This is a genomic window from Streptomyces sp. NPDC055955, from assembly GCF_042270245.1.
Taxonomy (GTDB): domain Bacteria; phylum Actinomycetota; class Actinomycetes; order Streptomycetales; family Streptomycetaceae; genus Streptomyces.
The window spans coordinates 84,150-98,332 of sequence record NZ_JBHJYS010000010.1; the positions used below are offsets into that span (position 1 = coordinate 84,150).

A 14,183-nucleotide genomic window follows, 5' to 3' on the forward strand; every position below is an offset into this window, starting at 1 on the left:
GCACGACTGCAGTTCGCAGATTTTCGCGCGACGCAAGTAAGCACACATGCAGGACCCGTCCCTCTTCAGATCCATCGGTAATGGAGGGCGACACCCCCGGTCGGAGGCCGGGGACCCAGGATGTACCTCGTACGGCACCTGGGAACGGTCCTGCTGAAGACCTCCGAGTATCAACAGGAGCCTTGAATGGCACGCCTTGAAGGCGTTGACCTCCCGCGCGACAAGCGCGTAGAGGTTGCCCTCACCTACGTGTTCGGCATTGGCCGCACGCTGTCCCAGCAGACGCTGGACGCCACCGGTGTGGACCGCAACACCCGCGTTCGTGATCTGTCCGAAGAGGACCTGATCAAGATCCGCGAGTACGTGGACGCGAACATCCAGACCGAGGGTGACCTCCGTCGCGAGATCCAGGCCGACATCCGCCGCAAGGTCGAGATCGGCTGCTACCAGGGTCTTCGCCACCGTCGTGGCCTGCCCGTCCGCGGTCAGCGCACCAGCACGAACGCTCGTACCCGTAAGGGCCCGCGTCGCGCCATCGCCGGTAAGAAGAAGCCGGGCAAGAAGTAGTCCTCGCTCAGCGGTCTATCGACAGCTGTCGCTGCAGGACCGACCACCTCCCGTAGGAGTAATAGATGCCCCCCAAGGGTCGTCAGGGCGCTGCCAAGAAGGTGCGCCGCAAGGAAAAGAAGAACGTCGCCCACGGGCACGCTCACATCAAGAGCACGTTCAACAACACGATCGTGTCCATCACGGACCCGACCGGCAACGTGATCTCCTGGGCCTCCGCCGGCCACGTCGGCTTCAAGGGCTCGCGCAAGTCCACTCCGTTCGCCGCGCAGATGGCCGCCGAGTCGGCCGCGCGTCGCGCCCAGGAGCACGGCATGCGCAAGGTTGACGTCTTCGTCAAGGGTCCGGGCTCCGGCCGCGAGACCGCGATCCGCTCCCTCCAGGCCACGGGCCTCGAGGTCGGTTCGATCCAGGACGTCACGCCGACCCCGCACAACGGCTGCCGTCCGCCCAAGCGTCGCCGCGTCTGACCTGACGTACGACTGCTTGGTCTGAGGTTTTCGGGCGGTACGGCTCTTAGGGGCCGTACCGCCCGTACCCTTGTACTGCATCAACACCGGGCTGCTGTCCGGTGGCATCAGGGCATCAAATAGTGGGTGCCCCTGTCTGAAGGAATCACTTCATGCTGATCGCTCAGCGTCCCTCGTTGACCGAAGAGGTCGTCGACGAGTTCCGCTCCCGGTTCGTGATCGAGCCGCTGGAGCCGGGCTTCGGTTACACCCTCGGCAACTCCCTGCGCCGGACCCTTCTCTCCTCGATCCCGGGTGCGGCGGTCACGTCCATCCGTATCGACGGTGTCCTGCACGAGTTCACCACCGTGCCGGGCGTGAAGGAAGACGTCACCGACCTCATCCTGAACATCAAGCAGCTGGTCGTCTCCTCGGAGCACGACGAGCCGGTCGTGATGTACCTGCGCAAGCAGGGCCCGGGTCTGGTCACCGCCGCCGACATCGCGCCCCCGGCCGGTGTCGAGGTGCACAACCCCGACCTCGTCCTCGCCACGCTCAACGGCAAGGGCAAGCTGGAGATGGAGCTGACCGTCGAGCGCGGTCGCGGCTACGTCTCCGCCGTCCAGAACAAGCAGGTCGGTCAGGAGATCGGGCGCATCCCGGTCGACTCGATCTACTCGCCGGTCCTGAAGGTCACGTACAAGGTCGAGGCGACCCGTGTCGAGCAGCGCACCGACTTCGACAAGCTGATCGTCGACGTCGAGACGAAGCAGGCCATGCGTCCGCGTGACGCCATGGCGTCGGCCGGTAAGACCCTGGTCGAGCTGTTCGGTCTCGCGCGCGAGCTGAACATCGACGCCGAGGGCATCGACATGGGCCCGTCCCCCACGGACGCCGCCCTGGCCGCCGATCTGGCGCTGCCGATCGAGGAGCTCGAGCTCACGGTCCGTTCGTACAACTGCCTGAAGCGCGAGGGCATCCACTCCGTGGGTGAGCTCGTCGCCCGCTCGGAGGCGGACCTGCTCGACATCCGCAACTTCGGTGCGAAGTCGATCGACGAGGTCAAGGCGAAGCTGGCCGGTATGGGCCTCGCGCTCAAGGACTCGCCTCCCGGCTTCGACCCGACCGCCGCCGCGGACGCCTTCGGCGCGGACGACGACGCGGACGCCGGTTTCGTGGAGACCGAGCAGTACTAGGCGCTCCGCGAGGACGCCGGATTTTCTGCTGCGGGGCCGGCTTCGGCTGGTCGCACAGTTCCCCGCGCCCCTTACGGGGCGCGGGTCTCCGACGGGCAGCCGCCCGCTCGGATACTGACCCTGGTACCTGATACGGCCGGGGCAGACACCTAGGAGATACATCATGCCGAAGCCCACCAAGGGTGCCCGTCTGGGCGGCAGCGCTGCGCACGAGAAGCTGCTCATCGCGAACCTCGCGAAGTCGCTCTTCGAGCACGGCAAGATCACGACGACCGAGGCCAAGGCCCGTCGTCTGCGCCCGTACGCGGAGCGTCTGGTCACCAAGGCGAAGAAGGGCGACCTTCACAACCGCCGTCAGGTGCTCCAGGTCATCACGGACAAGAGCGTCGTCCACACGCTCTTCACCGAGATCGCCCCGCGCTACGAGAACCGTCCGGGTGGTTACACCCGCATCACCAAGATCGGTAACCGCCGTGGCGACAACGCGCCCATGGCTGTCATCGAGCTGGTCGAGGCGCTGACGGTCGCGCAGCAGGCCACCGGTGAGGCCGAGGCCGCCACCAAGCGTGCCGCCAAGGACGCCGAGGCTGCCGCTCCGGCCGCCGAGGTCGCCGAGGAGTCCAAGGACGCCTGAGGCTCTGCCTTGATGTGAGCGGGTCCGCCCTTCGGGGCGGGCCCGCTTTCGTATTGCCTTCGCCTGAGAGGATCTGTGTGTGAGTGACGAGGTAGAGCCCGGGTTCGTGCGGGTGCGGCTGGACGTGTCGTACGACGGCAAGGACTTCTCCGGGTGGGCGAAGCAGGCCAGCGGCCGGCGGACCGTACAGGGTGAGATCGAGGACGCGCTGAAGACCGTGACCCGGTCCGCGCAGACGTACGAGCTGACCGTGGCCGGGCGGACCGACGCGGGGGTGCACGCGCGCGGGCAGGTCGCGCATGTCGATCTGCCGGAGGACGTCTGGGCCGAGCACCAGGACAAGCTCCTGCGCCGGCTCGCGGGACGGCTGCCGCACGATGTGCGGGTGTGGAAGGTGGCGCAGGCGCCGAGCGGGTTCAACGCGCGCTTCGCCGCCGTGTGGCGTCGGTACGTGTACCGGGTGACCGACAACCCCGGCGGGGTCGATCCGCTGTTGCGCAGTCATGTGCTGTGGCACGACTGGGAGCTGGACATCGACGCGATGAACGCGGCCGCGGAGAAGCTGCTCGGGGAGCACGACTTCGCCGCGTACTGCAAGCGGCGCGAGGGCGCGACGACGATCCGTACGCTCCAGGAGCTGCGGTGGGAGCGGTCGCCCGACGGGATCCTCGAGGCGACCGTCCGGGCCGACGCGTTCTGCCACAACATGGTGCGCTCACTGGTCGGCGCGATGCTGTTCGTCGGTGACGGTCACCGGCCGCCGGACTGGCCCGCGAAGGTCCTGGCCGCCGGGGTGCGGGACTCGGCGGTGCACGTGGTGCGGCCGCACGGTCTGACGCTGGAGGAAGTCGGTTACCCCGCCGACGAGTTGCTCGCGGCGCGCAGCAAGGAGGCCAGGAACAGGCGGACGCTGCCGGGAGCGCCGTTCTCGGAGCCGGGGTGCTGCTGAGCCCCTACTGGGGCGCCTCGGCCGCGGCGGAGGCCTGCGCCTCGCCGCGCCGGGTGATCTGACGGAACGTGAACTCGGCCAGGTCGTCGCCGGTGGTGAAGACCGCGCGGTCCTTGGTGGTGACGTCCCGGCTGCCGCTGGTGAACCCGGCGGTCGTGAAATACGCGTAGCGGCCGTACGAGTTGGTGGTCGAGCGGCAGATCGTCGTACGGCAGAACTCGGGGACGCCCGAGCCGGACAGGGAGGTCACGGTGCCCTTGGTGTACTGGTTCTTGGCCTTGGTGGCCTGGGCCTCCGTGTCGAACACGGCGACGCCGACGGTGACCGCGACGCCGTCCTTCGCGTAGGTGGCGCGGATCAGACGCGTGCAGTCGTTGCCGGTCAGGACGCCGCCGAGCGCGCCGTGGGTGACGGAGGCGCAGCTCTGTGTGCTGGCGGTCGCGCCCTTCTTGTAGACGCGGTCGCCGACCGTGAGCCTGGTGCCGGGGAAGAGCGTGTCCGCGCTGAGCGGGGCCTTGTCCTTCTTGGCGCTGGAGATGAAGTCCTTGGGGTCGAGCGGGGGCGGCGGCGTGGTCTCCGCGAACGTCGGGTCCGCCGGGGTCGTGTCGCTCGGGATGTCCGCGGTCGTCGGCAGCTGGTCGGCGGGCTTGTTGGAGGCCGAGTCGGTGCCGTTGGCGGAGACGATCGCGAACGCGACCGCCGAGCCGACGGCGACCGTGGCGAGCGCGCCACCGCCGATCATCAGCCAGCGGCGGCGCCGCGCGCGTGCCTCGGACGCTTCGGCGAGCGCCGCCCAGTCCGGTCCCTGTGAACCACCGCTGCCCCCGGAACCCCACTGGGGTCCCCCCTGCCCAAAGCTCATGGGGCGCATCTTAGACCGCCGCGCAGGGGGTGCCGGGGCGTGGTGGGGAAGGGTGTGCGCAGGGTCTGGCCGATCTTGTGTGTGCCGTGTGTGCGCTCTTGTGTGCCAGGGGTCACGCTTGTGCGGCGCTGCCTGCGGCGACGTGCGGTTAGTCTGGTAGACGGCAGGGCCGCCCAGTGCGGCGGATCCGGCGGTGCCGGAGTCCAGGTCCGCGTTTTGACCCGTACGGGGAAGCGCGGGTATCCTGCTTGTTCGTTATGTGTATTGGCTTTCTCATGCTCACGTGAGGGGCCATGCACAGGTTCCCTGGAGCAGTTACCAGTGGGCGGCATACGGGCGCTGAACCCGGCACTGTCGTCCCCAGCTGCACGATCGCTTCAGTGATGCCACTTTCAGCACCCATCCACTGAAGAAGAAGAAGGCTGCTAAGTGCGTACGTACAGCCCCAAGCCCGGCGACATCTCTCGCCAGTGGTACGTCATCGACGCCCAGGATGTCGTCCTGGGTCGTCTGGCGACCACTGCCGCGAACATCCTGCGGGGCAAGCACAAGCCGATCTACGCCCCCCACGTCGACGCTGGTGACTTCGTCATCATCATCAACGCGGACAAGGTGCACCTCTCCGGCAACAAGAAGACCCAGAAGATGGCGTACCGCCACTCCGGTTACCCGGGCGGTCTGCGTTCGGTTCGTTACGACGAGCTGCTGGACAAGAACCCCGAGAAGGCCGTCGAGAAGGCCATCAAGGGCATGATCCCCAAGAACACCCTGGGCCGTCAGGTGCTCTCGAAGCTGAAGGTCTACTCGGGCGACCAGCACCCCCACGCTGCCCAGCAGCCGGTGCCGTTCGAGATCACCCAGGTCGCGCAGTAGTTCCGGCCACCCCCAAAGACGAAAAAGAATCTGAGGAGAATCGTGGCCGAGACCACCGTTGAGCAGCCGGTCGAAGAGACCGAGATTGTCGACGTCGAGCAGTACACCACCGAGTCCGAGGTCCCCGTCGAGGGTGAGTACACCTCGGAGTCGAACGCCGCGCGCTTCGGCGACCCGCAGCCGGCCGCCGGCCTGGGCCGTCGCAAGAACGCCATCGCGCGCGTTCGCATCGTGCCCGGCACCGGCAAGTGGAAGGTCAACGGGCGCACGCTCGAGGACTACTTCCCGAACAAGGTCCACCAGCAGGAAGTCAACGAGCCCTTCAAGGTGCTCGAGCTCGACAACCGCTACGACGTCATCGCCCGCATCTCGGGTGGCGGCGTCTCCGGTCAGGCCGGTGCGCTCCGTCTCGGTGTCGCCCGTGCGCTGAACGAGGCCGACGTCGACAACAACCGCGGCGCCCTCAAGAAGGCCGGTTACCTCAAGCGCGACGACCGTGCGGTCGAGCGCAAGAAGGCCGGTCTCAAGAAGGCCCGTAAGGCCCCGCAGTACAGCAAGCGCTAAATCGCTGCTGCTTGTTCGTTTCGTTCGCCCCGGCGGCACGCTGTGTGCCGCCGGGGCGTTCGTATATGACGGCCCTGGGCGTATGTGGGCACAAGATGCTCATAATAACGACACAAGGTGCTCATAAGTTTGCATGCTCGGATGATTTCCGACGCTTCTTCGAGAATTTCGATAGTTCGGAGGACACCAGTGGGACGACTGTTCGGCACGGACGGCGTACGAGGTGTCGCCAACGCGGATCTGACGGCCGAGCTCGCGCTCGGACTCTCCGTGGCGGCGGCTCATGTACTCGGCGAGGCGGGGACGTTCGAGGGGCACCGTCCGGTGGCCGTGGTTGGTCGTGACCCACGGGCTTCGGGCGAGTTCCTGGAGGCCGCGGTCGTCGCGGGTCTGGCCAGCGCCGGCGTCGACGTCCTGCGGGTCGGCGTGCTGCCCACCCCCGCGGTGGCGCATCTCACCGGCGCGCTGGGCGCCGACCTCGGCGTGATGCTGTCCGCCAGCCACAACGCGATGCCGGACAACGGCATCAAGTTCTTCGCGCGCGGCGGCCACAAGCTCGCCGACGAGCTGGAGGACCGTATCGAGCAGGTCTACGAGCAGCACCGCACCGGTGCGCCGTGGGACCGCCCGACCGGTGCCGGTGTCGGCCGCGTGAACTCGTACGCCGAGGGTGCCGACCAGTACGTCGCCCACCTCATCGGTGTGCTGCCCAACCGCCTCGACGGTCTGCGGATCGTCCTGGACGAGGCGCACGGCGCGGCGGCGCGGGTCTCGCCCGAGGCGTTCGCGCGGGCCGGCGCCGAGATCATCACGATCGGCGCCGACCCGGACGGCCTGAACATCAACGACGGCTGCGGATCCACCCACCTCGACCTGCTGAAGGCCGCCGTCGTCGAGCACGGCGCCGACCTCGGCATCGCGCACGACGGTGACGCCGACCGCTGCCTGGCCGTGGACCACACGGGCGCCGAGATCGACGGGGACCAGATCCTCGCGGTGCTCGCCCTGTCGATGCGGGAGCACGGCGCGCTGCGCCAGGACACCGTGGTCGCGACCGTCATGTCGAACCTCGGTTTCAAGCTGGCCATGGAGCGCGAGGGCATCGAGTTCGTGGCGACCGCCGTCGGTGACCGGTACGTCCTGGAGTCGATGAAGGAGCACGGGTACGCGCTCGGCGGCGAGCAGTCCGGGCACGTGATCATCCTCGACCACGCGACGACCGGCGACGGTACGCTCACGGGTCTGCTGCTCGCGGCCCGCGTCGCCCAGACCGGCCGCACCCTCCAGGACCTCGCCTCCGTCATGGAGCGCCTGCCTCAGGTCCTGGTCAATGTGCGCGACGTCGACAAGTCCCGCGTCACGACGTCCGCCGAGCTGGCCGCCGCCGTCACCGACGCCGAGCGCGAGCTGGGTGCGACGGGCCGGGTGCTGCTGCGTTCGTCCGGCACGGAGCCGCTGGTCCGCGTCATGGTCGAGGCCGCCGACATCGAGCAGGCCCGCTCGATCGCCGGCCGTCTCGCCGACGTCGTCAAGTCCACGCTGGGCTGAGGCAGTTCACCTTGCGTCAGGCCGGGTCGGACGCAGGAGCGGTGCGCTTGCGCTGTGTCGCCCAGAACCACTTCTGGGCGAGCAGCGTGAGCGTGCCGGCCAGGACGATGCCGCCGAGGTTCGCGAGGAGCTGAGCGGTCGAGCCCCAGGTCTGGGCGTAGTCGCTGTACGCGAAGGCCACCGCCGCGTTCGCGGCCGCCGGGACCGTCGTCACCGAGATGGCGACGCCGATCAGGGCCCCCGACTTCGCGGACGTGAGGGACAGCGTCCCGGCGATGCCCGCGAGGAACGCCACGACGAACGACATCCAGTCCGGCTTCCAGATGAACGACGTGTTCGGCCGGTCCGCCTCGATCATCGAGCGCGTGAACAGGCCGAACGTGTCCAGCAGCCAGCTGAATCCGGCCGTCAGCAGCATCGCGGCGGCGAACCCCGCGAGCAGGGCCCACAGTGAGCGCCACACCAGGCGCGGGGCGCGCTGCACCAGTGCCGTGGAGATTCCGGCGAGCGGCCCGAACTCGGGGCCGACGGCCATCGCGCCGACGATCAGGATCGCGTTGTCCAGCATCACACCGCAGGCGGCGAGCATCGTCGCGACGGCCAGGAACGCCACGTAGGTGACGTTGAGCGTGGACTCCTCGTGCGTCGCGTCCGTCAGCGCTTCCCACAGGACCGCGTCCGCGCCCTCGCCCGGGGCCTCGTCCTCCGCCCGGTCGGCCAGCCTCGACAGCGACAGGTCGATGTTCTCGACCGCGATCGAGCCCGTCGTGTCGATGTGCAGGCCGCGCAGCCCGCTGATCAGTTCGTCGCCGGCCTCCCGAGCGACGTCGCACATCACGACGTCGCCCTTCGGGTCGCGGGCCGCGCCCGGCACCACCACGAGATGCGTGGTGCCGACGGTCCTTTCGATCAGGCGGGCCACCGCGTCGGTCCTGTCGGCCGGGGTGATCAGTCGCAGGTGCAGCATGCGCGAAGCGTAGCTTCCCGGTTTTCTACAGCTTCCGCAGGCTCAGCCGCTGCACTTTGTGGTCGGGGCCCTTGCGCACGACGAGCGTCGCGCGGCCGCGCGTGGGCGCCACATTCTCCAGCAGGTTCGGCTTGTTGATGGTCCGCCAGGTCGTCCGCGCGTAGTCGAGTGCCTCCTCCTCGGAGACCTGCGTGTACTTGCGGAAGTACGAGGAAGGGTTCTGGAAGGCCGTCTGGCGGAGCTTCTTGAACCGGTTGAGGTACCAGCTCTCGATGTCCTCGGCGCGGGCGTCCACGTACACGCTGAAGTCGAAGTAGTCGGCGAGGCCGACGCGGGTGCGGCCGTCCTTGCCGGGCATGGCCGGCTGGAGCACGTTCAGGCCCTCGACGATGAGGATGTCGGGGCGGCGGACCGTGAGCTTCTGGCCGGGCACGATGTCGTAGATCAGGTGGGAGTAGACGGGCGCCGACACCTCGTCCTTGCCCGCCTTGATGTCGGCGACGAAGCGGGTCAGGGCGCGGCGGTCGTACGACTCGGGGAAGCCCTTGCGCGACATCAGGCCGCGCCGCTCCAGCTCCTTCGTCGGCAGCAGGAAGCCGTCCGTGGTGACCAGCTCCACGCGCGGGTGCTCGGGCCAGCGGGACAGCAGTGCCTGGAGGAGGCGGGCGACGGTCGACTTGCCCACCGCCACCGAACCGGCGACCCCTATGACGAAGGGCGTGCCCGACTGGGACGCCTTCTCGACGGTCTCGCCCAGGAAGGTGTTGAGCGCGCCGCGCAGGGTGTCGGTGGCGCCGACGTACAGGTTGAGGAGGCGTGAGAGCGGGAGGTAGATGTCCCGGACCTCGTCCAGGTCGATGACATCGCCGAGGCCGCGCAGTTTCTCCAGCTCATCGGCGGTGAGGGGCAGCGGCGTCTTGTTGCGCAGCGCGCTCCACTCGGTGCGGGTGAGGTCGACGTAGGGAGTCGCCTCCGGCTTGTGCCGGTGGGCGCTCCGGGGTGCCGTCGGGGGCACGGAGACCGAAGAGATCACAGTCCATTGTTACGGCTGTGTGGACGGGGTGGGGGGTGGGGTGCGTCACCTTGGGGTCGGCGGGGCGGGCCGGGGTGTGGTTTTCGTGCTCTGTTCGTGTCTGATGCGTGCCTGACAGGTGCTCGATTCCTGGAGTTCTGCGGTCGCAGGTCTGGACCGGGCAGGGGAACGGGGATACGTTCCCGGCACCCGGCGCCGAGCCGCGCCGTCCGGGTGGGAGGGAACCGTCATGACCGTGCCCCGCTTGCGTGACCTCGTCCGGCGCAGACCCGGACCCCTCGAGGACGACTTCGCCGGGCGAGTGCGCAGCGAACTCGCCCTCGACCTGCCCGACGAGGACCTGCGCGACGATCTCGACGACTGTCTCGACCTCTACGAGATGGGCAGCAAGCCGCGCTGCGAGGAAGTGGAGTATCTGCGTCTCCTGGAGGACGCGCGGGACCGGATCGTCTGGGGCTGCTGACCGCACGGCCTTAGGCTGCCGCTATGTGCGGAATCGTGGGATACGTCGGATCTCAGTCGGCGCTCGACGTCGTGCTCGCCGGACTGAAGCGGCTCGAATACCGGGGTTACGACTCGGCCGGGGTCGCGGTGCTGGCCGACGGCGGCCTCGCCTCGGCCAGGAAGGCGGGCAAGCTCGCCAACCTGGAGAAGGAGCTCGTGGAGCGGCCGCTGCCGGCCGGGGCCACGGGCATCGGCCACACCCGTTGGGCCACTCACGGCGGCCCGACCGATGTGAACGCGCATCCGCACCTCGACAACGCCGGCCGCGTCGCCGTCGTCCACAACGGCATCATCGAGAACTTCGCCGAGCTGCGCGCGGAGCTGGCCGAGCGCGGGCACGTCCTGGAGTCGGAGACCGACACCGAGGTCGTCGCGCATCTGCTCGCCGAGGAGTTCTCCGTGTGCGCCGGCCTCGCCGAGGCCATGCGCCTCGTCTGCCGACGCCTCGAAGGGGCGTTCACGCTGGTCGCCGTGCACGCCGACGAGCCCGATGTCGTCGTGGGCGCCCGGCGCAACTCGCCTCTGGTCGTCGGCGTGGGGGAGGACGAGGCGTTCCTCGCCTCCGACGTCGCCGCCTTCATCGCCCATACGCGCTCCGCGATCGAACTGGGCCAGGACCAGGTCGTCGAGCTGCGGCGGGACGGCGCAGGGGACGGGGTGACCGTCACCGACTTCGACGGGCGGCCCGCCGAGGTGCGGTCGTACCACGTCGACTGGGACGCCTCCGCCGCCGAGAAGGGCGGCTACGACTACTTCATGCTCAAGGAGATCGCCGAGCAGCCGAAGGCGGTCGCCGACACGCTGCTCGGGCGCATCGGCGTCGACGGGGCGCTGACGCTCGACGAACTCCGTATCCCCACAGCTGTGTTGAAGGAAGTCGACAAGGTCGTGATCGTGGCGTGCGGGACCGCGTTCCACTCCGGTCTCATCGCCAAGTACGCCATCGAGCACTGGACCCGGATCCCTTGCGAGGTGGAGCTCGCGAGCGAGTTCCGGTACCGGGATCCCATTCTCGGCGGGCGCTCGCTCGTCATCGCCATCTCGCAGTCGGGCGAGACGATGGACACGCTGATGGCGCTGCGGCACGCCCGCGACCAGGGTGCGACCGTCCTCGCCATCTGCAACACGAACGGGTCGACCATTCCCCGTGAGTCCGACGCCGTTCTCTACACGCACGCGGGGCCCGAGGTCGCCGTCGCCTCCACCAAGGCGTTCCTCACGCAGCTCGTCGCCTGTTATCTCGTGGCCATGTACCTGGGACAGGTGCGCGGAACGAAGTGGGGGGACGAGATCCGCGCGGTGATCCGGGACCTGGCCGACATCTCCGGTGAGGTCGAGCGCGTTCTGGAGACCATGGAGCCCGTGCGGGCGCTGGCCCGGTCGCTCTCCGACAAGCGGACCGTGCTCTTCCTGGGGCGGCACGTGGGCTATCCCGTCGCTCTTGAAGGAGCCCTGAAGCTCAAGGAGCTCGCCTATATGCACGCGGAGGGCTTCGCCGCCGGTGAACTCAAGCACGGCCCCATCGCGTTGATCGAGGACGACGTGCCTGTCGTGGTCGTCGTGCCGTCGCCCAAGGGACGGTCCGTCCTCCACGACAAGATCGTGTCCAATATCCAGGAGATCCGGGCCCGCGGGGCACGCACCATCGTGATCGCCGAGGAGGGGGATGAGGCGGTCGTCCCCTACGCCGACCATCTCGTACGGATCCCGGCCACCCCCACGCTCCTTCAGCCGCTGGTTGCGGCGGTGCCGTTGCAGGTGTTTGCTTGCGAGCTGGCCACGGCCCGGGGGAACGAGGTCGACCAGCCTCGCAACCTCGCCAAGTCCGTGACGGTGGAGTGAGCGGCTGATCTGATGACGAGGGGCTGGATTTGATTATTGGGGTCGGGATCGACGTCGCCGAGATCGAGCGGTTCGAGGCGTCGCTCGCGCGGACACCCGGAATGGCCGAACGGCTCTTCTGCGATCGGGAGTTGCTGCTTCCCAGCGGGGAGCGGCGCGGAGTCGCCTCGCTGGCCGCCCGGTTCGCCGCCAAGGAGGCGCTGGCCAAGGCGCTGGGGGCGCCGGCCGGGTTGCGGTGGACCGATGCGGAGGTCTGTGTCGAGGAGAGCGGGCAGCCGCGGCTACGGGTCACCGGGACCGTTGCCGCGCGTGCCGCGGAGATGGGTGTGCGGTCGTGGCATGTGTCGCTCAGTCATGACGCCGGGGTCGCGTCGGCGGTGGTGATCGCCGAGGGGTAGGGGCTCACGGGCAGGGGACGGTGCGCCGGCCTCGCGCCGGCTTCGGCTTGCGGCTTCGGCCGCGGGCGAGGTGTTCCCCTGTGCGGGAGACTCGGTCCCATGCGTACCGCTTACAGCGTCGAGACCGTACGGACCGCCGAGCGCGCCCTCATGGCGCGGCTTCCCGAGGGCGCCCTGATGCAGCGAGCGGCCGCCGGGCTCGCCGTCGTCTGTGCCGAACTCCTCGGCAAGGTGTACGGGGCCCGGGTCGTGCTCCTCGTCGGGTCCGGGGACAACGGGGGTGACGCCCTCTATGCCGGCGCCCGGCTCGCCCGTCGGGGCGCCGGGGTCTCCGCCGTGCTCCTGGACTCAGAGCGTGTGCACCGTGCCGGGCTTGCCGCGTTCCTGGCCGCCGGGGGGCGCGTCACCGCATCCGGTGAGCGCGCTCTGGCCGGCGCCGATCTCGTCGTCGACGGGATCGTGGGCATCGGGGGGCGGGGTGGGCTTCGCGCGGCTGCCCTGCCCGTTGTCCGTGCCGCCTCGGAGTCCGGTGCCGTTGTCGTCTCCGTGGATCTGCCCAGCGGCGTCGACGCCGATACCGGGCAGGTCGCCGGGGAGGCCGTCCGCGCCGATGTGACCGTCACCTTCGGCGTGTACAAGCCGGGGCTTCTCGTCGATCCCGGGCGGGAGTACGCCGGTGCCGTCCGGCTCGTCGACATCGAGCTCGAACTGGGGCGTGGCGAGGGGGATGTGGAGGCGCTTCAACACGGTGACGTGGCCCGGCTGCTGCCCGAACCCACCGGGGAGAGCGACAAGTACCGGCGCGGTGTCGTGGGCGTCGTCGCCGGGTCCGCCCGGTATCCGGGTGCCGCCGTGCTTGCCGTCGCCGGGGCTCTGCGGGGTGGGGCCGGGGCTGTCCGGTACGTCGGACCCGCGGCCGGCGCCGTCGTCTCGCGTTTCCCCGAGACCCTGGTGTCCGAAGGCGCGCCGGGGAAGGCGGGGCGGGTGCAGGCGTGGGTGGCCGGGCCCGGACTGGGTGACGAAGCCTTCGGGCTCGCGGATGTCCTGGGTGCGCAGGTGCCTGTTCTGATCGACGCCGACGGGCTGCGGCTCGCCGATCCCGAGGCCGTTCGGGGGCGGGCCGCGCCTACGTTGCTCACGCCTCATGCGGGAGAGGCCGCCGCGTTGTTGGGGGTTGCCCGGGAGGAGGTGGAGGCGGAGCGGCTTGCGGCTGTGCGGGAGTTGGCCGACCGGTTCTCCGCCACCGTGCTCCTGAAGGGGTCCACGACCTTGGTCGCCGAGGGGCGGCGGGAGGGTGCCGGGCATCCGGCCCGGGTCAATTCCACGGGCACCGCCTGGCTGGCCACCGCGGGCAGCGGTGACGTGTTGTCCGGGCTGTGCGGGTCGCTGCTCGCGGCGGGGCTGGGAGCGCTCGACGCCGGGTCTGTGGGGGCCTATCTCCATGGGCTTGCCGCTCGGCGTGTGTCGGGCGGGGCGCCTGTTGTTGCTCAGGATGTGGCTGGGGGGATTGCCGGGGCTTGGGGGGACATTCGGCACGAGGGGTAGGGCGTGGGGGGCTTGGGCTTGGGCTTGGGGCGGTGGGGTTCTTCTTCGCCGTCGTGGGCGCTTCGCCGTCTTCGGGGCGGGGGGCCGCTCTGGGATGTACGTGCTCGCTGTCCTATGGGTCGGCCCCGGTCGGCCAGGCGTCTGTAACGACGCGGAGGTGGCTCCGCGCGCACATCCCGGTGCGTTCCCTCCTGTTGTCGTACGGCTGCGGTGGTGGGGGAGCGGGCGAGCGTGGTGTTCTCCGTTCGATGT

15 protein-coding genes are annotated in these 14,183 nt (G+C 69.3%); 12 read left to right on the plus strand and 3 right to left on the minus strand.

What is annotated here, in order from left to right:
- Positions 1-186 precede the first annotated feature (186 nt).
- From rpsM to truA, 5 genes are all read left to right on the plus strand, one after another.
- A complete protein-coding gene (rpsM, locus tag ACFC96_RS21330; RefSeq protein WP_116511038.1) occupies positions 187-567 on the plus strand; it encodes a 30S ribosomal protein S13 in 381 nt (126 codons plus the stop codon).
- Positions 568-632: 65 nt separating this feature from the next.
- Positions 633-1,037, plus strand: coding sequence for a 30S ribosomal protein S11 (rpsK, locus tag ACFC96_RS21335; protein WP_003948617.1), 405 nt, complete (start codon positions 633-635; stop codon positions 1,035-1,037).
- A 152-nt stretch (positions 1,038-1,189) separates the two neighbouring features.
- Positions 1,190-2,212 carry a DNA-directed RNA polymerase subunit alpha gene (locus tag ACFC96_RS21340; protein ID WP_003966937.1) on the plus strand — a complete coding sequence of 341 codons (1,023 nt, stop codon included), beginning with the start codon at positions 1,190-1,192 and terminating at the stop codon, positions 2,210-2,212.
- Between the two features lie 163 nt (positions 2,213-2,375).
- Positions 2,376-2,846: a 50S ribosomal protein L17 gene (gene rplQ, locus ACFC96_RS21345; RefSeq protein ID WP_376260159.1), complete on the plus strand. Its 471-nt coding sequence runs from the start codon at positions 2,376-2,378 to the stop codon at positions 2,844-2,846.
- A 79-nt stretch (positions 2,847-2,925) separates the two neighbouring features.
- On the plus strand, positions 2,926-3,795 hold the full coding sequence (truA, locus tag ACFC96_RS21350) for a tRNA pseudouridine(38-40) synthase TruA (RefSeq protein ID WP_376613585.1): 870 nt from the start codon (positions 2,926-2,928) through the stop codon (positions 3,793-3,795).
- Positions 3,796-3,799: 4 nt separating this feature from the next.
- On the opposite strand, the gene ACFC96_RS21355 is transcribed toward truA, so the two are convergent.
- Positions 3,800-4,657 carry a hypothetical protein gene (locus tag ACFC96_RS21355; RefSeq protein WP_376613587.1) on the minus strand — a complete coding sequence of 286 codons (858 nt, stop codon included), beginning with the start codon at positions 4,655-4,657 and terminating at the stop codon, positions 3,800-3,802.
- Between the two features lie 429 nt (positions 4,658-5,086).
- On the opposite strand from ACFC96_RS21355, the gene rplM reads away from it, so the two are divergent.
- The 3 genes from rplM (at position 5,087) to glmM (ending at position 7,642) form a co-directional block, all read left to right on the plus strand.
- On the plus strand, positions 5,087-5,530 hold the full coding sequence (gene rplM / locus ACFC96_RS21360) for a 50S ribosomal protein L13 (protein ID WP_266673369.1): 444 nt from the start codon (positions 5,087-5,089) through the stop codon (positions 5,528-5,530).
- Positions 5,531-5,572: 42 nt separating this feature from the next.
- Positions 5,573-6,094 (plus strand): 30S ribosomal protein S9, encoded by a 522-nt coding sequence (gene rpsI / locus ACFC96_RS21365; RefSeq protein ID WP_100594864.1) that lies wholly within the window; start codon positions 5,573-5,575, stop codon positions 6,092-6,094.
- Positions 6,095-6,283: 189 nt separating this feature from the next.
- Positions 6,284-7,642: a phosphoglucosamine mutase gene (gene glmM / locus ACFC96_RS21370; protein WP_376260153.1), complete on the plus strand. Its 1,359-nt coding sequence runs from the start codon at positions 6,284-6,286 to the stop codon at positions 7,640-7,642.
- 16 nt (positions 7,643-7,658) lie between these two features.
- Here the strand turns inward: glmM and ACFC96_RS21375 are convergent, their stop codons facing one another.
- Complete coding sequence (locus tag ACFC96_RS21375; protein WP_376613589.1) at positions 7,659-8,609, minus strand: DUF389 domain-containing protein; 951 nt, start codon at positions 8,607-8,609, stop codon at positions 7,659-7,661.
- A gap of 25 nt (positions 8,610-8,634) precedes the next feature.
- Positions 8,635-9,624: a type I pantothenate kinase gene (gene coaA / locus ACFC96_RS21380; protein ID WP_100594970.1), complete on the minus strand. Its 990-nt coding sequence runs from the start codon at positions 9,622-9,624 to the stop codon at positions 8,635-8,637.
- Positions 9,625-9,871: 247 nt separating this feature from the next.
- On the opposite strand from coaA, the gene ACFC96_RS21385 reads away from it, so the two are divergent.
- The 4 genes from ACFC96_RS21385 to ACFC96_RS21400 all read left to right on the plus strand — a co-directional run bounded on the left by ACFC96_RS21385 (position 9,872) and on the right by ACFC96_RS21400 (position 13,931).
- On the plus strand, positions 9,872-10,105 hold the full coding sequence (locus tag ACFC96_RS21385) for a hypothetical protein (protein WP_376260149.1): 234 nt from the start codon (positions 9,872-9,874) through the stop codon (positions 10,103-10,105).
- 23 nt (positions 10,106-10,128) lie between these two features.
- The gene (gene glmS, locus ACFC96_RS21390; protein WP_376613591.1) at positions 10,129-11,988 is read left to right on the plus strand and encodes a glutamine--fructose-6-phosphate transaminase (isomerizing); all 1,860 of its coding nucleotides are present in this window, start codon (positions 10,129-10,131) and stop codon (positions 11,986-11,988) included.
- A 29-nt stretch (positions 11,989-12,017) separates the two neighbouring features.
- Positions 12,018-12,386: a holo-ACP synthase gene (locus ACFC96_RS21395; protein ID WP_116511020.1), complete on the plus strand. Its 369-nt coding sequence runs from the start codon at positions 12,018-12,020 to the stop codon at positions 12,384-12,386.
- Between the two features lie 99 nt (positions 12,387-12,485).
- Positions 12,486-13,931 carry an NAD(P)H-hydrate dehydratase gene (locus tag ACFC96_RS21400; RefSeq protein ID WP_376613593.1) on the plus strand — a complete coding sequence of 482 codons (1,446 nt, stop codon included), beginning with the start codon at positions 12,486-12,488 and terminating at the stop codon, positions 13,929-13,931.
- The last annotated feature ends 252 nt before the right edge of the window (positions 13,932-14,183 follow it).

Bases quoted from the DNA above. Each gene is read 5' to 3' on its own strand.
- rpsM (WP_116511038.1), top strand. From the start codon at position 187: ATGGCACGCCTTGAAGGCGTTGACCTCCCGCGCGACAAGCGCGTAGAG.
- rpsK (WP_003948617.1), top strand. From the start codon at position 633: ATGCCCCCCAAGGGTCGTCAGGGCGCTGCCAAGAAGGTGCGCCGCAAG.
- ACFC96_RS21340 (WP_003966937.1), top strand. From the start codon at position 1,190: ATGCTGATCGCTCAGCGTCCCTCGTTGACCGAAGAGGTCGTCGACGAG.
- rplQ (WP_376260159.1), top strand. From the start codon at position 2,376: ATGCCGAAGCCCACCAAGGGTGCCCGTCTGGGCGGCAGCGCTGCGCAC.
- ACFC96_RS21355 (WP_376613587.1), bottom strand. From the start codon at position 4,657: ATGAGCTTTGGGCAGGGGGGACCCCAGTGGGGTTCCGGGGGCAGCGGT.
- ACFC96_RS21375 (WP_376613589.1), bottom strand. From the start codon at position 8,609: ATGCTGCACCTGCGACTGATCACCCCGGCCGACAGGACCGACGCGGTG.
- ACFC96_RS21385 (WP_376260149.1), top strand. From the start codon at position 9,872: ATGACCGTGCCCCGCTTGCGTGACCTCGTCCGGCGCAGACCCGGACCC.
- glmS (WP_376613591.1), top strand. From the start codon at position 10,129: ATGTGCGGAATCGTGGGATACGTCGGATCTCAGTCGGCGCTCGACGTC.
- ACFC96_RS21400 (WP_376613593.1), top strand. From the start codon at position 12,486: ATGCGTACCGCTTACAGCGTCGAGACCGTACGGACCGCCGAGCGCGCC.